Source organism: Streptomyces griseoruber, from assembly GCF_001514205.1.
In the GTDB taxonomy this organism is placed as follows: domain Bacteria; phylum Actinomycetota; class Actinomycetes; order Streptomycetales; family Streptomycetaceae; genus Streptomyces; species Streptomyces griseoruber.
Map to the genome: position 1 here is coordinate 147534 of NZ_KQ948768.1, position 21604 is coordinate 169137.

Consider the following 21604-nt stretch of genomic DNA (forward strand, 5'->3'; position numbering starts at 1 on the left):
CCTCCACGGCGCGACCCGACACGTCGAAAGGAACTTCCGCCATGACGACATGCGCCATGCCTTCGCCCGCTCACCCCCCGATCCACCTGACCGCGGCGGAACGGGCGGAGTCACTGCCGGCCGAGACCTTCAGGTCGGCGTTCCGGATGCACCCCTCCGGCGTCGCCGTCGTCACCGCCGACCTGGGCGGGCGACCGGTCGCGATCACGGTCAGCTCGCTGGCCTCCGTCAGCGCCGAACCGCCGCTGATCGTCTTCTCCGTCTCCTCGAAGGCCTCCAGCAGCTCGGTCCTGCGGCAAGCCGACAGCGTCGTCATCCACATGGTGGGCAGCGACCAGCTCTGGCTCGCGCGGCTGGGGGCCACCAGCGGCGTCGACCGCTTCGCCGATACGAGTGCCTGGACGCGGCTGGCCACGGGCGAACCGGTCTTCACAGCGGCCCCGGCGTGGGTGCGGGGGAAGGTGGTCTCCCGTATCGAGGCGGGAGAGGCCTCGATCTTCGTCGTCCACGCGGTGTCGGCGGCCGTACCCGAGGGCGCCGCCGAGCCCGCGTCGGCTCCGCTCGTCTACCACTCCCGGACCTGGCACCGGCTCGACGAACGCTCGAAGCTGGCGTGACCCGGGCTGCGGTTCCCGTGCCAGATCCGACGGACCCACTCGGTCCCGCCTCGGCGGTTCACGGCGTGCCGGTGAGGCTGCGCATCACCTCGTGCACCTGCAGCGGGGCGGCCCGGGAGCGACCGGGCGGGCTTCGATGCGCAGGCCGTCGAGGGTCAGGCCGTCACCCCGGCGCCAGGCCTCGTGGGCCGCGTCCGTGAAGGCTCGGGCCGGCAAGCCATTGGCGCGAGGGGAAGCATCCCGGAGTACCGGGCGGCCATTCTCCACAAACACCGAGGGCACACACTCCATCCACCACACCCGGTCCTCCCGGACCGCCCAACCTTCCTAAGGAACTTACATGTCCAAGGTGATCGCCGTTTTCGGTGCCGGTACCGGCCTGGGCCTGTCCGTCGCCCGCCGCTTCGGCCGGGAAGGCTTCCGCGTCGCCCTGGTGGCCCGCCGCAAGGAGCGGCTCGACGCCCTCGTGGCACGGCTCGCCGACGAGGGCGTCGAGGCCGCCGCCTTCCCGGCCGATCTGTCCGACCCCGCGCGGGTTCCCGCCCTGGTGGACGCCATCCGCGACCACTTCGGCCGGATCGATGTCGTCGAGTACGGGCCGATCGGCGCCGACCAGGCCTTCACCCCGGCCACCCGGCTGGACGCGGCCACTCTGGAAAGGATCTCCCGGGTGCTCCTCCTGACCCCGGTGGAGGTGTTCCGCGCCGTACTGCCGGAGATGACCGAACGCGGCGACGGCGCCCTCCTGATGACCACCGGCTACTCGGCCGTGCAGGGCGTGCCTCACCTCAGCGGCCCGGGTCCGGTGATGTCCGCCGCCCGCAACTACGTGTACTCACTCAACGGCGAACTCGCCGGTACGGGCATCTACGCCGGCACGCTCACCATCGCCGCCCTGATCACCGGCAGCGAGTCGGCCGAGGCAGCCACCACGGATGAGTTCGAGATGCCGGACACCGGCGTGGAGTTCCCGGTCGTCCACCCGGACGAACTCGCTGGGCACTACTGGGACATGTACACCCGGCGTGACCGCGTCGAGCAGGCCCACCCGGTGGAGTTGACCCCGTAGGCCGGTGCCCCCGGGTTCACCCGGCAGCGCCGCTGAGGGTGATCCATGCCTCGCGCAGCATCAGGGCGGCGGAGTCCAGGTCGCCCACGGTGCGCATACGCTGCTCGGCGGCCAGGTGCGCGGGGGCGCGGGCCAGGTCGGACATCAGCATGGCGAAGACCTCGATCGCCTCGTCCGCGGAGCGGGTGCGCATCGCGGCGGCGAACGCCACCAGGGTGGCCATCCGCCGCGGCTCGGCGAGGTCGGCGACCGCCTTGGCACGCACCGAGGAGGCGTAGCGCGACAGCGCGTGCAGGCGGTCGGCGGGAATGGCGGACAGGTCCCAGGCGCTCGCGCCGAGTTTGTTGAGCTCGATGGAACCTGTCGATGGCCTTGCCCGCGCCGGGGCCGGTGATGTCACGCGGGGAGCGGCGCAGCCGGTCCCACTTGGAGGTACGGCGGCTGTCCTCGACCGGCAGCTGCGCGGCCAGGGCGGCGCGCTGCCAGGCGGTGGTCTTGACAGGCGGTGGTCTTGACAGCCAGAGTCCGCCAGGTCTTGCGGTTGGTGTGCTCACGGATGGAGGTGACCATGCCGTTCGAGGACGGTGGCGCCGGGCACCAGCACCTTGTTCTCGGCCAGGTGCAGGGTGGCGAGGTCGATCAGGGCGATGGGGCGCTCGTTGCCCGACCAGCCGCGGTCCCACAGCCAGCGGGCCGGCTTCCACCACGCGTCGCCCTTGAGATCCCGGCAGTCGTAGGCGTCCTCGCGGCCGGAGCCGCTCGACGTCAGGACTCCGACACCATCGGAGCTTGAGTTCGACTGCCCAGCGCAAGGTCCGGCGCGAGTACGCGAACCGCGTCAGCACCCTCGCGGGCGACACCATGGAGCGAGCCGTCCGGGTTCCAAGGTCAACAACTGGCGGCTTCTGGCCTCGGCGACACCCCGTCCTCAGCCGATCCCCCACGGACCGCAGGTCTGAGCCGCGTGGAGCGGCACGGCCAGGGTCAGCACAACGGTGGCGGCAACCGTGGCGAGCCATACTGCGTACAGCGTTACGGGCCGCGCCCGGCGACGCGAGATCACCCAAGCGATCCACCCGGCCAGCGATCCGGCGGCCGGCGCCGCCACGAGGCACAGGGCCACCGCATTCCACGAGACCGGATCCACGGGTGCATTCCCCGTGCAGTAGTCGGCGTCGTTCGTCAGCGAGGTTTCCAGCATCACCCAGAAGATCGCGAGCGCCGACATCGTCCAGGCTACGGCGGCCAGCACCCGGTACGGCCACCTGGGCCAGGACCGCAGGGCGCCCGCCAGCACGGCGCACATCAGCAGGAGCGGCACCGCCATCCACCCAAACGGCGCCACCATCGCCCGCGCCAGCCCGCCCAGGCCCTCGCGGTACTGGCTGACCTGGGGGTCGTCAGACCAGTAGAAGCCTTTGAACGCCGCACACACCGAGGTGACGACCACCAGTGCGGCCAGCGCATGCGCATGGACCCGGGCCCGGGGCGCGTCCGGGAAGGACGCGGGCCAGACGATGTCCTGGAACCGGCCTGCCACCCCTGGGCCAACGGCGGTTCTGCGGCGATCTGCGAGCACCGGTCTCACGTCCCACTCCCCCTTCTCCCCCTTGGTGCGCTGTCTGCTCACCACGGGCACACATCGCGAGGGCCGGAAGCGTTCCTCCGGGGCCAGAGGACTCGTTCGAAGCCGGCGGTCCCGAGGATCGCCGCGACCACCGGACCGCCCGACCTCAGCACGTCCGCCACGAAACGTCCTCGCCCGACCCCGAGCCTGCGCAGTGCCCGCCCGTGGTCGGCGGCTACGACCAGAACCGCGCCGAGGAGCATCACCCGCCAGCCCGCCAGCAGCGGCCGCCGGGCTGCGCGCGGCAGCTCCGCGACCGACGCGCGCAGCCGCGCGCAGTGGAACGGGACGTGCCGCTCCTCGTCTGCCAGGATGCGGCCGGCGACCTCCGACGTCAGCGGATCGTCGGTGCCGTCACGCAGCGCCCGGTAGTAGCGCAGGGCCACCACCTCCGCGACCATCAGGAGCAGCAGCTCCGTCCGTAGCCCCGGCACGCGACGCAGTCGCGCGAATGCCGTGTCGCTCCAGTGCCCGGCCTGCGTCGTCGCCCCGCCCGCCTTGAGCAGCAGAGCGAGGAGCCTCGCGTGGTTCTTCTCCTCGGCGACGAACAACCGCAGCGCTGCCGAGTAGTCCGGATCGCCCGCCGCGTCCGCCTTGGCGAACAGGGCCGAGCTGTCGCCGTCCTCCCCGGCCTGGAATCGCTGGACGCTCGCCCGCACCGCCGGGGGCAGTGAGGCACCCGACTCCCAGAGTGGGTCGGGCCGGGCTGCGCGGCGGTCCCGTTCGGTCTCGAAGTGACGGGCCCATTCGGCGAATCCCGATGCACTCATGCCGCTCTCTCCCATCCCCCGCCCCGCCTGGACGGGGCGGGGTCTCCTCGGTCGTGGGGACGCGGCGGGGGCTGGCGCAGTTCCCGTCCCGAACCCGTCACCCGAGGTGGCGGGCGGAGATCCCGGTGGTCGTCCTACCTGCGGGACCGGCAGCGCGGGGGCCACCGGCGCCCCTGCCCGCTCCCCGGTGCGCCTCCGGCGGGTCGGGTCGCCCGCTCCCCGCCCGCTCCCCGCCCGCACTCCGGTTTCGAGAGGACATTCGGCCCATCGCGACCCGCGGGAACGCGGTCGCCCCGGCCTGTCGCGGGACTCCCGCATCCGCGTTCATGTGCGAGAGGCGACGGCCCGGCCCACCGGACCGAGAGCCGGCAGCTCGGCGCGGCCGGTTTCGTCGAGCCGGACTCCGAACGCGGCAACGCGCGAGAGCGCGGGTGGCGTTCGGTGCGCCGGACGGCCCGGTTCCATCGCACTGCCTTGTGACCGGGAGTGGCGGCGGGGTCCCGGAGAGGCCGAACTCACCTACAGTGCACACGAGTTCAACCACAGCTCCCCAGCACCGCTTCTCCTATCGCGGACGACGGCGCGGACGGCGCGCGGCGGCCTCGGCACCCTCCACCCAGTGGAGGTACCAGCGTGCGAATCCGACCGGCGTCGGTGGCTCGCCGAGGGGGCGGAACTCACCGCCCCCCGGGCGGTCGTCCGCCCACATACGGCCACTCTCCGGGCCGGTCAGGACGAGCCAGTCGCAGTAACCGCAGCCCTCGTGACTGAGCTTCAACGCACCGCACGTGACCCAGTCGGAGAGTTCGTCACCCGCTGTCATCCAGGCGCTGTATGCCGCGAAGTACGCCTCTTCGTCGTCGAAGCCGGACAGAAGCGGCTGCCTGTCATCGTGCTCGGCCAGAACGCGCCATCGTTCCTCCCCCGTCGGGAACGGAAGCCGCAGGTAGTCGTGGCGCAGGCAGCGGTCCACATTGCTCCACAGCCATCCCGCGTCCGTCCGGCGCAGGATGCTGAGCCCGTAGCCCGGCCCCGCACCGCCGGCCCCGACCTCGAGAAGGAAACCCCGGTACTCCGCCGGCAACGAGACACCCCACTGCGCCTCCGCCTCGGCGACCTCCGGCTCCGACAGCGGATCCGCGAACCGGAAGTGATGACCCGATCCCCCGGCCAGGTCCCAGGCCCCGAAAACCTGCTGTGCCTCGTCCACCTGGGCCAGCGCCTCCACCCGCTCGCGGACCCCACTCCACATCGTCTCCCCCATGAACCGAACTGTAAGACAGGGGAACGGCGTTCTCACCCGTTGAAGTTGCCCCGGTTGCGCTGCCGTTCCTCGGCGGCCTCGTACCGTTCGCGTTCGTCGGTGCCTTCGTCGACCGCGGCGGAGAAACCGGGCGTGTGTGCGGCGAGTACCGAACTGTGCCAGTGACGGATCGGCCTTCCTTCCGGATCGGTGGACAACGCGGCGCGGCCGACCGCTCCGACCTCCACCCGGCTCCCGCGAACTCGCGCGGACCGGGGAAGGGTTCCCGATCGGTCGCTGTCGACCGGGTCGAGAACGACCGGCGGACGCATTCGAGGGTCCCCCCGGTTCCGAGCCTCTGCGTGACCATCGCCGGCAGTGGCCCGCGGGCCTTCCGTGCCCCCGCAGACGTACACCACGATCGACGTCGACAGGTACGCGTTCCCCGTCGCCGCGAGAGCGACGAAGGCGGGGATCGACGCCGGTCCGGGACACGCGGCGCCTTCCTCACCTCCGACTGCGAGACAAGTTGACCCACAGATCTCTGAGACAACTTGACTCACAACTCCATTTCGATACATACCGTCTCACAGATGCAGCGCAAGAGTCCCAAGGAGGCAGCACATGTCCATGAACGAGAACGCAGTCGCCCTTCGCTTCGCCGACCGCGCCACCGCCTACCAGGCCCTCAGCGACCTCAGGCACCTCCACTCGGCCACCGTCGAGGTCCGCGGCGCCGTCTTGATCGAGCGCCTGGAGGACGGCACGGTCCGTGTCCCCGAGGGCCTGGAGACCGCAGCCGGACGCCACACCGCCGTCGGCGGGCTGGTCGGTTCGCTGGTCGGCATCCTCGGCGGCCCCCTCGGCGTACTGACGGGCTGGGGCATCGGAGCGGTGATCGGCAGCGGCTACGACTACAAGCGGGCCGAGGAGGCCACCGGCACCGTCACCCTCTTCACCCAGCACATGCCGCCCGGCGGCACCGCCATCCTGGCCGAGGTCCGCGAGTCGGATCCCCAGCCACTGGACCTGCTGGCCATGCGCTACGACGCCGTCCTGGAGCGTCGCCCGTCCGACTCGGTACGCGCCGAACTCAAGGCCATGGAGGAAGCCGCCGACGCCATCCGCAAAGAGGAGACGAAGGAGCGGCGCGACCGCAAGCGCACCGAGACCGAGCAGAAGATCAAGGACGGGGTCGCGCAGTTGAAGCAGAAGATCGCCGGTTAGCGGTCTCCACGAGCGCGGGGTGACACCCCCCTGCCCCGCATGGCGGGGGCGGGCCCATCCGGACCGCCCCCGCCGCCGCCAACGCCCGGTTCCGGAACAGTCGATATGCCGGAACCCGTCGGCCTCACTGTCGCCATGGCCGTCGGAGACTCTCTTCCCCCCGTATACGCCGGCTCCGTATCGAGGGCGAGGCGCTCGCCGGGCTGACGGTGGCGGCCTGGGTGAGCGGCGTCTGCCCGGAGGACTTCAGCACCACGGTGTTGCCCCATACAGCGGCCACACCACGGCGCGCACGCCGAGGATCAGCGGCGCGTTCCACGGTGCGATGCCGACGACGACGCCGACCGGCTGACGCACGCCGAGGGCGGTGAGGCCGGGCACGTCCGACGCGATGACCTCGCCGACGGCCGCGTAGGCCTGGGCCGCCGCCTCGACGAGCATGCCCTTCGCGACATGCACGTTGAAGCCGCACCAGGGCAGGGTGGCACCCATCTCGCGGCTCATCGTGGCGACGATGTCACCGGTGCGCTCGCCGAGCAGGACAGCCGCGCGCTCCAGCACCGCCCGCCGTACAGCCGGCGGCGGGCTCGACCACTCCGCGAGGGCGGCCGCCGCCGCGTCCACCGCGAGGTTCACGTCGTCGGCGGAGGCTGCGGCAACCCGTGCGATCGGTTCGCCGGTCAGGGCCTCGGTCGTCGCGTAGTAGCGGCCGTCCTTGGCCGCGACGTGCTCGCCCGCGATGAGGAGGTCGCTGGTCCGGACCGCGCCGGACATGGGTGCCTCGGTCTCAGTGGCTGACATGGTGTTGCCTCACCTCCACAGCGGCGGCGATCGTCATGCGGTCGGCCCTTCCCAGGCGCCAGGCCGGCGGCATGCGCTTGGCCTCGCACAGGTGCGCCTGGCGCCTGGCCACCGTCGTCTCCGCCCGGACCGGGGTCACCGCCTCCTGGACCGGACGGCTGGAGGTGCTCGTCGAAGACGCTGTGCATCTCCTCGAGGCACGTGGAGATCGCGGTGTTGCCGTGCACCTGTCGTTGCAACAAGCCCCGCCACTCGGCTCGTTGTACCGTGCCCGCTCCACGGCCCAGGGTCGCGCGGATAATTTCGACGTGTCCGGGACGAACGGCAAACACCTCAACACTCCCGGGATACGCGCCCCTCGCCGGGAGCGGAGCCAGCGGTCCTTCGACCTCGACGGGGTCGATCTGTACCCGTGTCGAAAACCGCGGCCGCGGGCGAGGAGCACCTCGCCGAGCATGTACTCGGAGACGGACAGGGTTGTCGTACACGAAGGACAACCTGAAGCCGATCGGCCTCGGTGCGCTCGGCGTCAGCAGGGCGAAGAGCAGCAGCCCCGCGGACACCACGAGGCCGGCGCCGAGCCGGGCCCGCGCTCTCCGTCGTCCCCGCAGGCCGGTGGCCCCGCTCAGGGCGGCGAAGGTAAGGGTCCCGGAGACGATCGAACGCGGCGACGGCGCCCTCCGGATGGCCTCTGGCCGACCGACCGGCCCAGCCACGGAGTGGGTGCCGCCGTCGTCCCGGCCGGCGTGCGGCGATCGGCGTCGTCGCGAACGCGTTCTCCACCACCGCCCCGGAGCCGGCCGAACGGGCCTTGCCCTGGCGATCGCACGCCGGGAGGCGCACACCTGATCCACCGGTCGGCCTTGCCCGGTCGGGGCTCGGTCAATGGATGTGGGATCCGCCGTTGACGTCGTACGTCACGCCGGTGAGGTAGCCGGAGGCGGGCCGGGCCAGGAAGGCGATGACGTCGGCCACGTCCTCGACCGCGCCGATGCGGCCTACCGGAACATCCGCGATCATGGCTGCCCTACGGTGCTCGTCCAGCTTGCCCTGGGTGATGTCGGTGTCGATCAGGCCCGGGGCGACGGAGTTGACGGTGACTCCGGACGGACCGAGTTCGCGGGCGAGAGCGCGGGCGAAGCCCAGCAGGGCGGCCTTGGCCGCCGAGTAGGCCACGCCCCCGAACACCCCGCCCCCGCGCTCGGCCGAGACGGACGACAGGAAGACGATGCGGCCGAACCCGCGCTCGGCCATCCCGGCAGCCACGCGGTGGGTGACCAGGAAGCTGCCGCGGACGTTGACATCGAGGATCCGGTCCCACTCGGTGGGCGTGACGTCGAGGAAGCGGGTCGGTGACGTGATCCCCGCGTTGTTGACCAGGGCACCGACGGGCGGGAGCGCCGCTTCGACCGCCCCGATGGCGGCGTCGACGGCGTCGGCGTCGGTTACGTCCGCCGGAAGGCCCAGGGTTTCCACGCCGTACCGGGCCGCGACTTCCCGGGCGGTGTCCTCGGCGGCCTCCTTGTCCAGGTCGAGGACGGCGATGTGATAGCCGGCGGCGGCCAGGGCGTGCGCGGTCGCGCGGCCGATGCCGCGGCGGGAGCCGGCGCCGGTGATGACGGCGGTGCGAGGGGTGGGGTCGGTGGCCATGCGGTGCTCCTGAGAAGGGGGAAGAGGAGTGGACGGGATCAGAGTGCGCGGCGGACGCGCTCCTTGATCGCCGCGACGGAGAGGCCGTAGCGGTCGTGGAGCGTGGGCAGCGCACCCGCGGCGAGGAACTCGTCCGGGAGCCCGATCGGGACGATGTGAGCCGTTTGCCGGGCGAAGGCAAGGCAGGAAGCCACGGACTCGGCGAGGCCTCCGACGACGCTGTGGTTCTCCAGCGTCACCACGAGGCGTCCCTTCGCCGCCTCCCGCAGCACCGCCTCGCGGTCGAACGGCTTGATCGTCGGTACGTGGAGGACGGCGACATCGACGTGGTCGTGGGCGAGTTCCTGGGCCGCGGTCAGGGCGCGTACCGTCATCAGACCGGTGGAGATGAACAACACGTCCCGACCGTCGCGTAGTTGCGCGGCTTTGCCGAGTTCGAACCGGTAGTCGTACTCGTCCAGGACGGTGGGGACGGCTCCGCGCAGCAGCCGCATGTAGGTGGGGCCGGGGTGGGCGGCCAGGGCCGGGACGGCCTGTTCGATGTCGACGGAGTCCGCGGGGTCCACGATCGTCAGGCCGGGCATGCCGCGCAGGATGGCCAGGTCCTCGGTGGCCTGATGGCTGGGTCCGTAGCCGGTGGTCAGGCCGGGCAGGGCGCCGACGACGTTGACGTTCAGCCGCGGCTCGGCGATGTCGAGGCACAGGAAGTCGTAGGCCCGGCGGGTGGCGAAGACGGAATAGGTGGAGGCGAACGGCGTCAGGCCCACCTCGGCCAGCCCCGCGGCCGCGCCCAGCATCACCTGTTCCGCCATGCCCATCTGGAAGAAGCGGTCGGGGTGGGCGTCCCGGAAGACGTGCATGTCGGTGTACTTGGCGAGGTCCGCGGAGAGTCCGACGATGTCGGGGCGTTCCTCGGCGAGCCGGGCCAGCGCGTGCCCGAAGGGCGCCTTGGTGGTGCGCTGCCCCTCCTCGGCGATGGAGGCGATCATCGCGGAGGTGGTGAGTTTGCGCTGCGGCGCCTGGGTCGGCGCGGAGGTGCTCATCGGGCGGTTCCCTCTTCCTGGACGGCGATCTGGTGACGCTCCGTCAACTGGTCGCGGGCGAGCTGCCATTCGGGCTCCTCGACCCGCATGAAATGGGCCTTCTCACGCGTCTCCAGCATCGGTACGCCGCATCCGATCCGGGTGTCGCAGATGACCACGGCCGGCGAACCGCGGTGCTCGCGCAGGCTGTCGAAGGCCTCGACGAGTGCCTCGATGTCGTTGCCGTCCACGCGGATGGCGTGCCAGCCGAAGGCCTCCCACTTGGCCGTGACCGGCTCGGTGCGCAGTACGCCCTTGGTGGGGCCGTCGGCCTGCAGGGCGTTGACGTCGACGATGGCGGTGACGTTGTCCAGGCCGTGGTGGGCGCAGGCAAGTGCCGCCTCCCAGGTGGAGCCCTCGTCGAGTTCGCCGTCGGAGAGCAGGTTGTAGACGCGTGCGTCGCTGCCCTGGTGGCGCAGGCCAAGGGCCATGCCGGTGGCGACGCCGAGGCCGTGGCCCAGGGAGCCGCCGGAGATCTCCATGCCGGGCGTGTAGGAGGCCATGCCCGACATGGGCAGACGCGAGTCGTCACTGCCGTAGGTGGCGAGTTCGGCGACGTCGAGCACACCGGCCTCGGCGAGCGCCGCGTACAGCGCGATGGCGTAGTGGCCGATCGAGAGCAGGAACCGGTCGCGCTGCGGCCAGTCCGGTTCGGCCGGGCGGTGGTTGAGAACATCCTGGTAGACGACGGCCAGGATGTCGGCCACGCCCAGTGCCTGTCCGATGTAGCCCTGGCCCTGGGTCTCCCCCATGTCCAGCGCGTGCATACGGATGCGGTACGCGGACTCCTTCAGGGCGCTGATGCGCGGGGTCGCCGACACCACTGTCCTGGGTGCCTGAGTGGACATCACGTTGATCCTCGTCTCTGTCAGGGGGCGGCGGGGAGCGCGGCTTCGACGGATGGGTTCACGGCACGGTCGGCTGCCCGGCGCTCGTCGGCACCCCACGTCTCGCGCGTCACCAGCGTCGCGACGAGGCCCAGCAGTCCGTAACCGCTGAAGAGAATCGCCGGTCCGGTCCAACCGGTGGCGGAGTAGAGCGCGGTGGCGATCAACGGCGTGAACCCGGAGACCACAGCGGACAGTTGGTAGGCCAGGGAGGTTCCTGCGGTACGGGTCCTGGTCGCGAACAGCTCGCAGAACCAGGCTCCTTGGACGCCCGCGAGGGAGTTCTGGCAGACGGCGTAGCTGATCAGGAAGGCGATCAGGACGAGTGCCGCGGCTTCGGTGTTGACGGACAGGAAGAGCGGGAAGCCCCAGGCGACGCTCACCGCGCAGCCCAGCAGATAGACCGGGCGGCGGCCGATCCGGTCCGACAGGCGGCCCCAGAGCGTGGTGGCCGCGATGCCGACGGCGGCGGCGGTCACCAGGGCGGTGAGGGTGGTGGTGCTCGAGACGTCGGGGGCGTCGCCGTCGTCCAGGTAGGACAGCACGAAGGTGACCGAGACGGCGTACCCGGCGGTCTCCGTGATCCGCAGGCAGAAGGCCCTCAGGACGTTGCGCCAGTCCTCCCGGATGACCTCCAGCAGCGGGTTCTTGACGACCTCGCCGGACTCCTTGAGCGCCTCGAACTGGGGCGACTCGTCGATCTTGAGCCGGATGAAGATACCGACAGCGATCAGGACGGCGCTGAGCAGGAACGGCACGCGCCAGGCCCAGGTGTCGTTGAGGGTGTGCCGGCTGAACAGGAAGGCGAGGTTGGCGAGCAGCAGGCCGACCGGGAAGCCTGCCTGGGTGATGCCCGTGTACAGGCCGCGCCGCCGCCAGGGTGCGTGCTCGAAGGTCATCAGGATGGCGCCGCCCCATTCCGCGCCGAAGGCGAGCCCCTGGATCACACGGACGACCACCAGCAGGATCGGCGCCCATACCCCGACCATCTGGTACGTGGGCAGGCAGCCGATCAGTACGGTCGCGATGCCCATCAGCAGCAGGGATCCGACCAACACGGGTTTGCGGCCGACGCGGTCGCCGAGGTGTCCGGCGATCACGCCGCCGAGCGGCCGTGCGGCGAAGCCGATCCCGAGCGTCGCGAAGGACAGCAGGGTGGCCGAGAGCGGATCGGAGTCCGGGAAGAACACATCACCGAAATAGAGGGCTGCGGCCGTCCCGAAGCCGATGAAGTCGTACGTCTCGATGGTCGCGCCGACCCCGCACCCGACGGCGACTCTCAGACGTTCGGGCGACCCGTGCACCGCCAGCTGCGGCGCCGTGGACTCAGCCATGCCGATCCTCCTTGATCGTGTGCGAGCGAGCCGTCCCGGGCTCGCTGTTGGCTGTCGACTGTTAACAGTCGAGAGATGATGCTGGGCCCGATGAAGAGACCTGTCAACCCTCCCGGGCGGCCGAACTGCCGACTGTCAACAGATGACAGCTGGGCTACAATCATCGCTCGCGGCGTGGAAAGGGGTTTCGACCGTGTCCGGTCAGGCTTTGTCCAGTCTCACCCGTTCGACGACGCTCCGGGAGCGGGCGCTCGTGGCTCTGCGGACGGCCATCACCACAGGTCAGTACCGCCCCGGCGACCACCTCGGAGAAGTGGAGATCGCCGAGCGCCTGTCGGTGAGCCGCGGCACGGTACGCGAAGCTCTGCGCCACCTCCAGCAGGAGGGGCTCGTCACGGCGGGAGCCCGCGGGATGCTGCGCGTGTCCCAGCTGACCCCGACCGAGGTGCGGGAACTGTTCCAGGTCCGGGAAGCGCTCGAAGGCCTCGCGGTGGCGCAGATCATCGCGTCACCCCGCAGACAGGACGCGGCCGAAGCACTGCGGGGCGCCCTGGCAAAGCTCCGCGACGCCTTCGAGTCGGGAGCGGATCTGGCCGCGAAGGTCGAGGCCGATCTCGGCTTCCACCTCCGGTTGTGCGAGCTCTCCGGCAACTCGATCCTTCTCAGGACCTGGCGACAGCTGGAGGGGCCGATGCGCGTGGTGATCATGAGCGCAGCCGGCGAGCGCCGCGATGTGGCCATGTCCGCGACATCCCACTCCCCCATCGCCGACGCGATCGCGCGCGGGGACGCGGCTGCGGCCCAAGAGATCCTGCACAGGCACATGACCTCGGCGATCGAACAACTGGGCATCGGGCCGGAAGCCACCCCCGATACTGCCTGACCAACGACCTGGGGGCGCTCCGCTCCGGACGAGCCCTCCGAGCTGCGCGGGCACCTCGAGGTGCCCGAGGCTCCGGGATGGCGTGGCTCGTCCACCGGCAACGCAACACGCACGAGGTCGGTACCGACAAAGGCCGCGGCCCCCTCACTCGGGCGTGAGGGGGCCGCGGATGACGGGATGATCGTTGCCGAAGTCGTTGCCGTGGCGGGTGCGGACGATGGAATGGATGTGTGCGGGCTCCGTGTCAGCCGCCTGACGGCGCTCGGCGACCCGGAGCAGCTGAATCGCTGCGGCCTGCCGGGTCAATTCCCTGCCCTCGGACCTGTCCAAGACACGGATCTGGAGGCCGCGGCCCCATCGACGCCTCCTCCTGGCGGCCGCCTGGAAACGTGCCCGCCGGCGCCCTCATCGCCATCCATGTGTCATGCCGCCGGTCGTACCAGGCCGGACTCGTAGGCGTAGGTCACCACCTGGACGCGGGAGCGGGCGTGGATCTTGGCGAGGATGTGGGTGATGTGGGACTTGACGGTGGTCGGGGCGATGGAGAGCCGGGCGGCGATCTCGGCATTGGACCAGCCCGAGGCGACGGCGAGGAGGACGTCGCGTTCGCGTCCGGTGAAGGCGTCCGGCCTGGTGTGCTGCTCAAGGGGGCGGGGGGTGCGTTGCTGGCGGACGGAGTCGATGAGTTCGCGGGTCAGGTCGGGGGTGATGACGGCGTCTCCGGCGGCGACGATGCGGATGGCGGCGATGAGTTGGTCCGGGCCGGCGCTGTCGCGGAGGAATCCGCCGGCTCCGGCGCGCAGGGCGGCGTAGACGTGTCCCTCGTGGCTGGTTGAGGCCAGCACCAGGACACGGGGCGGGAGCCGGTCTGCTCTGGCGGAGTCGGAGGCGTCGGGGAGAAGGCGTACGGGTCGGGTGATGCGTCGGACGGCCTCGATGCCGGCCGCGTCGCGAGGAGGGGTGGCCATCAGGACGACGTCGGGACGGAGTGCGGCGCTCAGGCGGACCGCCTCGGCTCCTGTGGCTGCTTCGCCGACGACGGTCAGGTCGGGCTCGGCGGTCAGGAGCATACGGAGGCCGAGTCGCTGCAGGGACTGGTCGTTGACGATGAGGATGGAGGCCATGCCGGTCGTTCTCCTTGCCGGATGTGAGGGATGCGACGTCATCGAGAGGTTGTTCGGGGAGCCGGGCCGAGACGGCCCGCCGGGTTTGCGGCGGGCCGTCGCAGAGAGTGGGAGCGGGCACGGGCCCGGTCGGGGTCCTACATGTGGACGACGGGTGCGGCGTCGGGGTCCTGGGTGGGTGCGCCGCGGCGGTACAGGACGATGGTGATGACCAGGCCGACGGCGAAGAAGGCGGCCGACCACCAGTAGGCGGTGGAGTAGCCCTCCAGGCCGGCCTGGGCCTGGACGGCCGGGTCAGCTGCGTTCTTGCCGTCGAGGTAGTCGGTGACGGCGCTGGAGAAGAGGGTGTTGAGCAGGGCGGTGCCGAGGGAGCCGCCGACCTGCTGCATGGTGTTGACGGCGGCGGAGGCGACGCCGGCGTCCTCGGCGCCCACGCCCGCGGTGGCCAGACTCATGGCCGGGGCCATCACCAGCCCCAGGCCCAGGCCCGCCACGACCAGCTGGGGCATGATGTCGGCGGCATAGCTGCTGTTCAGGTCGAGGGCGGTCAGCCAGGCCATGCCTGCGGCTGCCAGGCCCATGCCCAGCGGCACGACCGCCTTGGGGCCGATGCGGGGGATCAGCACGCTGGTGGCGAGAGTGGAGGAGACCATCAGTGCGGCGACCATGGGCAGGAAGGCCAGCCCGGTCTTGACGGGCGTGTAGCCCAGGCTCTGCTGCAGGTAGTAGGTCAGGAACAGGAAGACGCCGAACATGCCCGCGCCGGTGATCAGAACGGAGATGAAGGAGGCGCCGCGGTTGCGGTCGAGCAGGACCCGCAGCGGCAGCAGGGGGTGGGCGGCGCGCGTCTGCCACCAGGTGAAGACCGCGAGCAGGACGGCTCCGGCGAGGAGGAAGCCCCAGGTCTGCGGGGAGCTCCAGTCGTGGCTCTCGGCATTGGAGAAGCCGTAGACCACGCAGAACAGGCCGCCGCCGACCAGGACGGCGCCAGGGATGTCGATGGTGGCGGACTTGTCGCGGGTGGTGCGCTGCAGCAGCAGCACGCCGCCGACGAAGGCGACCACGGCGAAGGCGAGGTTGACGTACAGGGTCCAGCGCCAGTCGAGGTACTCGGTCAGCACGCCGCCCAGCAGCAGCCCGATGGCTCCGCCGGCGCCGGCGATGGCGCCGTACACGCCGAAGGCCTTGGCGCGTTCCTTGGCATCGGTGAACGTCGTGGTCAGCAGGGACAGGGCCGCCGGAGCGAGCAGGGCACCGAAGACGCCCTGTGCGGCACGCGCGGCGACGAGCACCTCGAAGCTGCCCGCGGCGCCGCCCAGGGCGGAGGCACCGGCGAAGCCGACCAGCCCGACCAGGAAGGTCATCTTGCGGCCGAACAGGTCGGCTGTCCGGCCGCCGAGCAGGAGCAGGCTGCCGAAGGCGAGGGCGTAGGCGGTGACGATCCACTGCCGGTCGCCGTCGGAGAAGCCCAGGTCCTTCTGGGCCGAGGGAAGGGCGATGTTCACGATCGTCGCGTCCAGCACCACCATGAGCTGGGCCACGCCGATGACGGCGAGGATCCACCAGCGATGGCGAGGCGGTGCGTCGGCCGACGGCAGGGCGGACACGGTGGCCGCACCCCTCGTGTCGACGGGGGTTCGAGGCATGAAGACTCCAGAGCCGGAAGAAGGGAGAGGGCGGTGGGACAGTGCGCGGCACGGGCGGGTGGGTTTGGTGGCGGGTGGTGGTGCGGGGGCCGTTGCGTGGACGGTTACTGTCCGCCGGTGAGTTCGACGTAGGTGGTGCCGGTGACCGGGTGGTGGTCGTAGGTGCCGGTGACGGCGGCGCCGCCTTCGTAGCGGGGTCCGGGGACGGTCAGTTCCTGGTCGTTGGCGTAGACCTTGACGTTGAGCGTGGCGTGCTCGCCCGGGATGGTGATCTTCCAGCGGGTGGGGTACTTCTTGCCGGTGTGGGGGCTGGTCCACAGGGTGGACCGGTCCGGTGCGAGGGTCGCCTCGGCGAGGGTGTGCGTGCCGTCGGGCTGCAGGACGAGGCGATGAGCGCGGCGGCGACGACTGCCGCCCCGACCGTGGTCTTGCGCATGATGACTCCTGGTGAGGTGTCGCCCTACAGGAACGCAGGTGGCGATCGAGTGAACGAAACTGTTTCGTACTCTCGCCACATATGGCGACAACCGAGTGGGAACTGTCGCACTGGGAGAGGATGCGTGACGATCGCCCGGTCGAGGCACACGGCAGCCCGACCGGCAAACTGGAGAACTTATCTCCGGTTGCGCATTCACTGTAGCACTAAAACTGGAGAAGCCATCTCCGGATACGGGATACTGTGGATCCATGAGCCGCAGGACCGATCCCACACCGTCCCCGGAACCACGCCCGAGCCCCCTTCGGGCCGACGCGGAACGCAACCGGCTGCGCATCCTCGCCGCTGCCCGGGAAGTCTTCGCCGAACGTGGACTCGATGTCACGATCGACGACATCGCGCGTCACGCAGGCGTCGGCGTCGGCACCGCCTACCGCCGCTTCACCAACCGCGAACAACTCGTCGAGGCCGTTTTCGAAGAGGGCGCGGGGCATCTCATCGCACTGGCCGAACGGGCACTCACCCACGAAGACCCCTGGGACGGATTCGTCCAGTTCTTCCTTGCTACCGCCGAGGACTTCGCCGAAGACCGCGGGCTGAGGGAAGCCTTCCTGGAGGGCTTGCACGGCAAGATCCGTGTGGCCGCGGCCCGGGACCGCCTCATCCCCGCGGTCAGCGCCCTCATCGCACGCGCCCAGCAGGCCGGTCAGCTCCGCGGCGACCTCGAACCCACCGACATCCCCCTCCTCCAGCTCATGCTCGGAGCCGTCACCGAGCACAGCCGAACCGTCGCCCCCGCCGTGTGGAGGCGCTACCTCGTCCTCCTCCTGGACGGTCTGCGCCACGACCGGGACCATCCGACTCCTCTGCCGCACCGCGCACTCGACAAGGACGAGTTCGACCAGACCGTGGCGTGAGCTCCGACAGGCGAAAGCCGGCACCGGCTCCCCGGTATGCGGCTCCCCGTCGCGTGTCGACACGTCGTTGGCCACCACGAATCCGGCGACGGCCTTTTCCACCCGCGTCTCGGCTCCCACGACCAGGCCGAGTTCGGCCTCGCAGTCCATCCGCTCCACCACGTCCGGGAGTTGGATGTCGTCGAGGGCGCCGATCAGCGCGGACGCGAACTGGGCGAACAGGGTCGGCAACTCGATGAACGGCGAGGGGCGCGGCACCAGCTGCGCATCGTCCAGCGCCGCCATGCCGTGCCGTGCCGTGCCGGGCCGGCGGCCGGCAGGGTCTCGGCCCCGCCACCCCCACGGATTCGGCATGAGCCGAGACCTATGCCCGATGACCGCCCCGCGCCGACCTCACGGATTCAGCGTAAGATCGACCCACTATACGGTCAACTGAACCATGATACGGACCGAAGAGTTGATCCCACAGCTACGATCAGAAGTACTCCGCAGAGCGCCCTCACTACGATGACGGGGTTCACCACCGAAGGAGAGAGCGTGAGTGAGTCGTCGGGCACACGGCAGGGGATGCAGTCGGTACTGCGATCTCTCGATGTCCTCGAGGCCGTCGCCCGGTCCCAGCCCGTAGGCATCAGCGCCCTCGCAAGGTCGCTGGGAATCCCGAAGGCGACGGTCCACAGGATCTTGCGCACTCTCGGCGAGGCCGGCTGGCTGGCCCCGCAGGGAGCACCGGGAGAACAGCGCTGGGTCCTGACCGCCCGCGCGCTCGCGGTGGGAGCGAGGGTCATGACTCAGGACGACCTCCGAGAACGGGCCCGCCCCGTCCTCGAAGAGCTCGGCCGACGAACCGACGAGAACATCCACCTGTCCGTCCCGGACGGCGAGTCGCTGGTCCTGATCGACAAGGTGCCGTCCACCCGGCCCGTTCAAACGGTCGCGCAGGTCGGCGAGCGGGTTCCCATGATCCTTACGGCGTCGGGCTGGGCCTACCTCTCCCGCCTCCCGGTTTCTGAGCGGACCCCCCGAATCCCGCCCGTCGTCGATCTGGCCACCGGCGCACGCCTTACCCGCAAGGAGGTTCTCGCCGAACTGGAGGCCGTCGCAGGACGGGGTTTTGCCGTCAACCCCGGGCGGTGGCGGCCGGACGTCTCCGCGGTCGGTTCGGCCATCAGCGATCGCCAGGGGCAACCCGTGGCCGCCCTGTCGATCTCGTTGCCCAGCTACCGACTCACCGACGATCTGCATGAGCCTTATGGACAGTTGGTGATGGAGGCGACTGAACGGATCTCGGCGGAACTCGCGCGCCGCTGACGAACGCCCGACGACCGGCAGGACTACCTGCCGCTCGGGCTTCCGGCCGGTGGCACCGCGGCCGCGGCAGCAGGCCGACGACGCGATACCGCGCCCTGACACCTCGCATGTCCGTCCGTACCAGCAATGCGGCCACGGAGCAGACGTCGGCACCGGCAGCCGCGATGTCCTCCTTGCCCGCCGGCACTGCTGGTCCGTGCTCCTCGCAGCGATCACGGACCACCTCGATCCGCATCAGGCCGCCGTCCCCGCGACGAGCCGGACCGGGATCTCGGCATACGTGTTCACCATCGCGTTCTGCGCGATCACCGGATCGCCGGTGAGCTCGATAGGCTGCCGACCTCCCCCTTTCCTTGGGTGGACCGCAACGCCTGGCGGAACGGGCCGACCCGGTACCGGCGCAGGAGCCCGTCCGCGCGCAGGCGCGCTACCCGGCCGGCATCCTCGAGCGCGGGATCATGCTCAACCAGGTCGCCACCGAAGACCTGGTCACCCTTGGGAAAGGCCCCACTCGGGGCCACCGACCTGAGGACGAACTCCGTCAGTCATCGTCCGTCTGCGCGGAGGGTGTGGTTGCTGTGACGCTCGAAGAGGCTTCACCGATTGCCCGTGGCAGAACCGACCCGGTCGGTGACGAAGGTCTCGACGAGATCGACGAATTCCTCTGGTGTGGTGTTCTGCAGGTCGTGCCACCCGCCGGGAATCAGCCGGAACTCCCCGTCGGGCAGGACGGTGCGGAAGGTCTCCTCCTGGGAAGGCTTCATGATCTCGTCGTCGGTACCGAGCAGCCCCAGCACCGGGATCCCACGCTCACGCACGACGGCGATCGCCTCGGTGGCGTCCGTGTCCGGGGGCGTCTGCTGGATCATTCGCATCCGGTTGGCCATCTGGTGGGTGACGTAGCCCGGGGTGGCCCAGGGCTTGTTGGGATGGATCACAGGAGCGCCTGTCGGCAGGGAGCGCAGGTCCTCAGGTCGGCTCGGCGCCATGGACGCTTCGAGGATGATGCCCTGCACCCGGTCCGGGATCCTCGCGGCCAGGTGCAGCGCGTTGGCGCCGCCCATGGAGGTCGCCAGCAGGACGAACGGCCCGTCGACGAGGTGCGCGACCGCCTCGGCCAGCAACGCGCCGATCTCGCTCTGGGACATCGGCCGGGACACGTCCGTCTGGTCGCCCCAGCCCGGAGGGTTGATCTCCACGACCCGGTACCGCTCGGCCAGGCGGTCCTTGGCGGTGGACATTTCCAGGCCGGCGGAACCGGGCAGTGACACGATGGTCCCCAGGGCGGCCGTGGGGGCGGCTTCGGCGTAGTGCAGGGTGAATTCGGCGGCCGGGACCGTTGCCCGAGTGAAGGCGGCTCCGGGCCGCGGGACGGGTGGCCGCGTGGCGGAAGAGGCAGGGAGTTCGGTCCCGGTCAGCGCGGCGGCCAGGGCGTCGACGAGCGCGGGGAGGTCCTCGACGGTCACCGCTGTGCCGAAGAGGTAGAAGTCCGGGCGGCTGAGGTAGGCGACCAGGCCGTTCTCGTCCAGGAAGCCTCGGTAGGTGCCGTCGACATCCTCGACGTGGTCCGGACCGAGGACGACGACATGAACGCCCAGTCGCTCCAGCAGGTCGGTGTGGGCCGGCGTGAGCAACTCCGCGACCGGGACCCGGCTGACCAGTTGGAAACCGAAGCCGACGAGGTCGTCGAGCAGCCCGCCGCGCTCACCGACACGGACGCGTCCCTGCGGACTCAGCGAGCCGGCCCCCGGAGCCGGGCTGCCCTCGGCCGCGCCTTGCAGGAATCCGGTCGTGAGCGTCGGCATCGGCGGGAGTGGCACCTCGCCGGAGCGCAGGAAGGCGTCGCGGGCGGCGGCCTTGTCCGGGTCGGATTCCGCGGTCAGGGCCCACGTCGCCAGCGAGCCCTGGATGAGCGGGGCGACGTGGGCGAGCCGCTCCGGGCCGTAGCTGTCGAGAACCGAGTCGGAGGCCCTGCCGTCGAGCACGAGGTCGAGACGCCACGCGAGGTTGATGGCATCCCGCATCGCGCTGCACGATCCCTGCGCCATACCGGGGGTCATGAGATGGGCCGCGTCACCGCCGATGAAGACGTTGCCCACCCGCATCCGGTCGGCGATCTCGGAGCGGAACCGGTAGGTGACATGCCGCGTGACGCGCACCGACTGCGGGCCGATGCCGGTCTTGTCGTGCAGGAAGCCCAGTGCGTGCTCCTGGGTGCGGACCTCGGCGGGGTCGTCGGGGAGCAGCCTCATGTCGATGCGGCATCGCCGGTCGCCGTTCGGGCCCCAGTAGTAGGCGCGGGGGCAGTCCAGGTGGATCTCGGTCGACGGGGTGGGGACCTCGGGATCGATGATGTCGAAGTCGGTCAGCAGCCACTCGTCGTCATGACGGTGGATCACGTCCATGCTGATGCCGACCGCCTGCCGGACGAAGCTCGAGCCCCCGTCCATGCCGACGGCGTAGCGGGCGTTCACGCGGATCTGCTCACCGTCCGCGTCCCTGGCGGCGGTGACGACGACCCGGTCACCGAGGTCCTCGACACCGGTGACGGGCGCCCCCCAGTGGACCTGCACCGAGGGGCAGTCGTCGACGCGGGCGTGCATGGCGGTTTCGATGTTGGGCTGGTGGAGGCTGAGGTGGAGAGGGTGGCCGCACACCGTCCTGCTCCAGTCGTCCACGAGGGCCGGCTTGCCGTCGGCACCGTAGATGCTGCCGGTCGCCTGGGGCAGGGAGTCCTTGAGCGCTTCGGCGGGATCGGCGGCGTGTTGCAGAACACGGGCGATCTCGCCGTCGAGCGTGCTCATCCGGGGCAGGTTGTAGGGGGCCGGGAACTTCTCCAGCACGGCCACCCTGTGGCCTCGCTGTCCCAGGAGGGAAGCCAGCACGGCACCTCCCGGACCGTACCCGACGATGGCGACATCGACATTGATGTCCATTGCGGCTCCTGATGTGGCATGGGGGGTCACTGGATCCCCGCGAC

22 protein-coding genes and 3 pseudogenes are annotated in these 21604 nt (G+C 70.5%); 8 read left to right on the top strand and 17 right to left on the bottom strand.

Features of this window, described 5'->3' with window-relative positions; all coding sequences use genetic code 11:
* The first annotated feature begins 56 nt into the window (after positions 1 to 56).
* Both AQJ64_RS17545 and AQJ64_RS17550 read left to right on the top strand, forming a co-directional pair.
* The gene (locus tag AQJ64_RS17545) at positions 57 to 617 is read left to right on the top strand and encodes a flavin reductase family protein (protein ID WP_055632843.1); all 561 of its coding nucleotides are present in this window, start codon (positions 57 to 59) and stop codon (positions 615 to 617) included.
* 340 nt (positions 618 to 957) lie between these two features.
* Entirely contained in the window at positions 958 to 1686 is a 729-nt protein-coding gene (locus AQJ64_RS17550; protein WP_055632844.1) for an SDR family NAD(P)-dependent oxidoreductase, read from the top strand.
* 16 nt (positions 1687 to 1702) lie between these two features.
* Here the strand turns inward: AQJ64_RS17550 and AQJ64_RS17555 are convergent, their stop codons facing one another.
* The 4 genes from AQJ64_RS17555 to AQJ64_RS17565 form a co-directional block, all read right to left on the bottom strand.
* Entirely contained in the window at positions 1703 to 2086 is a 384-nt protein-coding gene (locus AQJ64_RS17555; protein WP_055632845.1) for a hypothetical protein, read from the bottom strand.
* A 150-nt stretch (positions 2087 to 2236) separates the two neighbouring features.
* Positions 2237 to 2455, bottom strand: a complete 219-nt coding sequence (locus AQJ64_RS52335; RefSeq protein WP_079061769.1) for a DUF4158 domain-containing protein — start codon at positions 2453 to 2455, stop codon at positions 2237 to 2239.
* A gap of 159 nt (positions 2456 to 2614) precedes the next feature.
* Positions 2615 to 3274 (bottom strand): hypothetical protein, encoded by a 660-nt coding sequence (locus tag AQJ64_RS50140; protein ID WP_206189650.1) that lies wholly within the window; start codon positions 3272 to 3274, stop codon positions 2615 to 2617.
* Positions 3275 to 3312: 38 nt separating this feature from the next.
* Entirely contained in the window at positions 3313 to 4083 is a 771-nt protein-coding gene (locus AQJ64_RS17565) for a ferritin-like domain-containing protein (protein ID WP_244902664.1), read from the bottom strand.
* A 366-nt stretch (positions 4084 to 4449) separates the two neighbouring features.
* On the opposite strand from AQJ64_RS17565, the pseudogene AQJ64_RS50905 reads away from it, so the two are divergent.
* Positions 4450 to 4548 (top strand): annotated as a pseudogene (locus AQJ64_RS50905) (ArsR family transcriptional regulator); the annotation flags it as partial.
* A gap of 100 nt (positions 4549 to 4648) precedes the next feature.
* Here AQJ64_RS50905 and AQJ64_RS48160 read toward each other — a convergent pair.
* On the bottom strand, positions 4649 to 5347 hold the full coding sequence (locus AQJ64_RS48160; protein ID WP_055631634.1) for an SMI1/KNR4 family protein: 699 nt from the start codon (positions 5345 to 5347) through the stop codon (positions 4649 to 4651).
* Positions 5348 to 5379: 32 nt separating this feature from the next.
* Positions 5380 to 5574, bottom strand: a complete 195-nt coding sequence (locus AQJ64_RS17575) for a hypothetical protein (RefSeq protein WP_055631635.1) — start codon at positions 5572 to 5574, stop codon at positions 5380 to 5382.
* 382 nt (positions 5575 to 5956) lie between these two features.
* On the opposite strand from AQJ64_RS17575, the gene AQJ64_RS17580 reads away from it, so the two are divergent.
* Entirely contained in the window at positions 5957 to 6553 is a 597-nt protein-coding gene (locus tag AQJ64_RS17580; protein ID WP_159060297.1) for a DUF1269 domain-containing protein, read from the top strand.
* A 246-nt stretch (positions 6554 to 6799) separates the two neighbouring features.
* Here the strand turns inward: AQJ64_RS17580 and AQJ64_RS17585 are convergent, their stop codons facing one another.
* The 5 genes from AQJ64_RS17585 to AQJ64_RS17605 all read right to left on the bottom strand — a co-directional run bounded on the left by AQJ64_RS17585 (position 6800) and on the right by AQJ64_RS17605 (position 12307).
* Complete coding sequence (locus AQJ64_RS17585; RefSeq protein ID WP_240512441.1) at positions 6800 to 7354, bottom strand: aldehyde dehydrogenase family protein; 555 nt, start codon at positions 7352 to 7354, stop codon at positions 6800 to 6802.
* Positions 7355 to 8236: 882 nt separating this feature from the next.
* The gene (locus tag AQJ64_RS17590) at positions 8237 to 9004 is read right to left on the bottom strand and encodes an SDR family NAD(P)-dependent oxidoreductase (RefSeq protein ID WP_055631637.1); all 768 of its coding nucleotides are present in this window, start codon (positions 9002 to 9004) and stop codon (positions 8237 to 8239) included.
* 38 nt (positions 9005 to 9042) lie between these two features.
* Entirely contained in the window at positions 9043 to 10047 is a 1005-nt protein-coding gene (locus AQJ64_RS17595) for a transketolase family protein (protein WP_055631638.1), read from the bottom strand.
* Positions 10044 to 10934, bottom strand: coding sequence for a transketolase (locus AQJ64_RS17600; protein ID WP_055631639.1), 891 nt, complete (start codon positions 10932 to 10934; stop codon positions 10044 to 10046). Before AQJ64_RS17600 ends, AQJ64_RS17595 begins: the two co-directional genes overlap by 4 nt.
* A 20-nt stretch (positions 10935 to 10954) precedes the next feature.
* Positions 10955 to 12307 (bottom strand): MFS transporter, encoded by a 1353-nt coding sequence (locus tag AQJ64_RS17605; protein ID WP_055631640.1) that lies wholly within the window; start codon positions 12305 to 12307, stop codon positions 10955 to 10957.
* A 193-nt stretch (positions 12308 to 12500) separates the two neighbouring features.
* Between AQJ64_RS17605 and AQJ64_RS17610 the strand changes: the two genes are divergently transcribed.
* Positions 12501 to 13190 carry a GntR family transcriptional regulator gene (locus AQJ64_RS17610; protein ID WP_206189603.1) on the top strand — a complete coding sequence of 230 codons (690 nt, stop codon included), beginning with the start codon at positions 12501 to 12503 and terminating at the stop codon, positions 13188 to 13190.
* 144 nt (positions 13191 to 13334) lie between these two features.
* Here the strand turns inward: AQJ64_RS17610 and AQJ64_RS49115 are convergent, their stop codons facing one another.
* The 4 genes from AQJ64_RS49115 to AQJ64_RS17625 all read right to left on the bottom strand — a co-directional run bounded on the left by AQJ64_RS49115 (position 13335) and on the right by AQJ64_RS17625 (position 16475).
* Positions 13335 to 13520, bottom strand: coding sequence for a hypothetical protein (locus AQJ64_RS49115; protein WP_157880805.1), 186 nt, complete (start codon positions 13518 to 13520; stop codon positions 13335 to 13337).
* A 92-nt stretch (positions 13521 to 13612) separates the two neighbouring features.
* A complete protein-coding gene (locus AQJ64_RS17615; protein ID WP_055631641.1) occupies positions 13613 to 14314 on the bottom strand; it encodes a LuxR C-terminal-related transcriptional regulator in 702 nt (233 codons plus the stop codon).
* A 137-nt stretch (positions 14315 to 14451) separates the two neighbouring features.
* Complete coding sequence (locus tag AQJ64_RS17620) at positions 14452 to 15960, bottom strand: MFS transporter (RefSeq protein ID WP_055631642.1); 1509 nt, start codon at positions 15958 to 15960, stop codon at positions 14452 to 14454.
* Between the two features lie 104 nt (positions 15961 to 16064).
* Complete coding sequence (locus AQJ64_RS17625; RefSeq protein WP_055631643.1) at positions 16065 to 16475, bottom strand: lipocalin family protein; 411 nt, start codon at positions 16473 to 16475, stop codon at positions 16065 to 16067.
* A 172-nt stretch (positions 16476 to 16647) separates the two neighbouring features.
* Between AQJ64_RS17625 and AQJ64_RS17630 the strand changes: the two genes are divergently transcribed.
* The gene (locus tag AQJ64_RS17630) at positions 16648 to 17313 is read left to right on the top strand and encodes a TetR/AcrR family transcriptional regulator (RefSeq protein WP_055631644.1); all 666 of its coding nucleotides are present in this window, start codon (positions 16648 to 16650) and stop codon (positions 17311 to 17313) included.
* A 54-nt stretch (positions 17314 to 17367) separates the two neighbouring features.
* Here AQJ64_RS17630 and AQJ64_RS52340 read toward each other — a convergent pair.
* Positions 17368 to 17667, bottom strand: a pseudogene (locus AQJ64_RS52340) (fumarylacetoacetate hydrolase family protein); the annotation flags it as partial.
* A 213-nt stretch (positions 17668 to 17880) separates the two neighbouring features.
* Between AQJ64_RS52340 and AQJ64_RS52345 the strand changes: the two are divergent.
* Both AQJ64_RS52345 and AQJ64_RS17635 read left to right on the top strand, forming a co-directional pair.
* Positions 17881 to 18045: pseudogene (locus AQJ64_RS52345) on the top strand (helix-turn-helix domain-containing protein); the annotation flags it as partial.
* A gap of 54 nt (positions 18046 to 18099) precedes the next feature.
* Complete coding sequence (locus AQJ64_RS17635; protein WP_240512443.1) at positions 18100 to 18624, top strand: IclR family transcriptional regulator; 525 nt, start codon at positions 18100 to 18102, stop codon at positions 18622 to 18624.
* Positions 18625 to 19220: 596 nt separating this feature from the next.
* Here AQJ64_RS17635 and AQJ64_RS17645 read toward each other — a convergent pair.
* Positions 19221 to 21560: a bifunctional 3-(3-hydroxy-phenyl)propionate/3-hydroxycinnamic acid hydroxylase gene (locus AQJ64_RS17645; RefSeq protein WP_055631647.1), complete on the bottom strand. Its 2340-nt coding sequence runs from the start codon at positions 21558 to 21560 to the stop codon at positions 19221 to 19223.
* Between the last annotated feature and the right edge of the window lie 44 nt (positions 21561 to 21604).

Bases quoted from the DNA above. Each gene is read 5' to 3' on its own strand.
- AQJ64_RS17545 (WP_055632843.1), top strand. From the start codon at position 57: ATGCCTTCGCCCGCTCACCCCCCGATCCACCTGACCGCGGCGGAACGG.
- AQJ64_RS17550 (WP_055632844.1), top strand. From the start codon at position 958: ATGTCCAAGGTGATCGCCGTTTTCGGTGCCGGTACCGGCCTGGGCCTG.
- AQJ64_RS17565 (WP_244902664.1), bottom strand. From the start codon at position 4,083: ATGAGTGCATCGGGATTCGCCGAATGGGCCCGTCACTTCGAGACCGAA.
- AQJ64_RS48160 (WP_055631634.1), bottom strand. From the start codon at position 5,347: ATGGGGGAGACGATGTGGAGTGGGGTCCGCGAGCGGGTGGAGGCGCTG.
- AQJ64_RS17580 (WP_159060297.1), top strand. From the start codon at position 5,957: ATGAACGAGAACGCAGTCGCCCTTCGCTTCGCCGACCGCGCCACCGCC.
- AQJ64_RS17585 (WP_240512441.1), bottom strand. From the start codon at position 7,354: ATGTCAGCCACTGAGACCGAGGCACCCATGTCCGGCGCGGTCCGGACC.
- AQJ64_RS17590 (WP_055631637.1), bottom strand. From the start codon at position 9,004: ATGGCCACCGACCCCACCCCTCGCACCGCCGTCATCACCGGCGCCGGC.
- AQJ64_RS17595 (WP_055631638.1), bottom strand. From the start codon at position 10,047: ATGAGCACCTCCGCGCCGACCCAGGCGCCGCAGCGCAAACTCACCACC.
- AQJ64_RS17600 (WP_055631639.1), bottom strand. From the start codon at position 10,934: ATGTCCACTCAGGCACCCAGGACAGTGGTGTCGGCGACCCCGCGCATC.
- AQJ64_RS17605 (WP_055631640.1), bottom strand. From the start codon at position 12,307: ATGGCTGAGTCCACGGCGCCGCAGCTGGCGGTGCACGGGTCGCCCGAA.
- AQJ64_RS17615 (WP_055631641.1), bottom strand. From the start codon at position 14,314: ATGGCCTCCATCCTCATCGTCAACGACCAGTCCCTGCAGCGACTCGGC.
- AQJ64_RS17620 (WP_055631642.1), bottom strand. From the start codon at position 15,960: ATGCCTCGAACCCCCGTCGACACGAGGGGTGCGGCCACCGTGTCCGCC.
- AQJ64_RS17630 (WP_055631644.1), top strand. From the start codon at position 16,648: ATGAGCCGCAGGACCGATCCCACACCGTCCCCGGAACCACGCCCGAGC.
- AQJ64_RS17635 (WP_240512443.1), top strand. From the start codon at position 18,100: ATGACTCAGGACGACCTCCGAGAACGGGCCCGCCCCGTCCTCGAAGAG.
- AQJ64_RS17645 (WP_055631647.1), bottom strand. From the start codon at position 21,560: ATGGACATCAATGTCGATGTCGCCATCGTCGGGTACGGTCCGGGAGGT.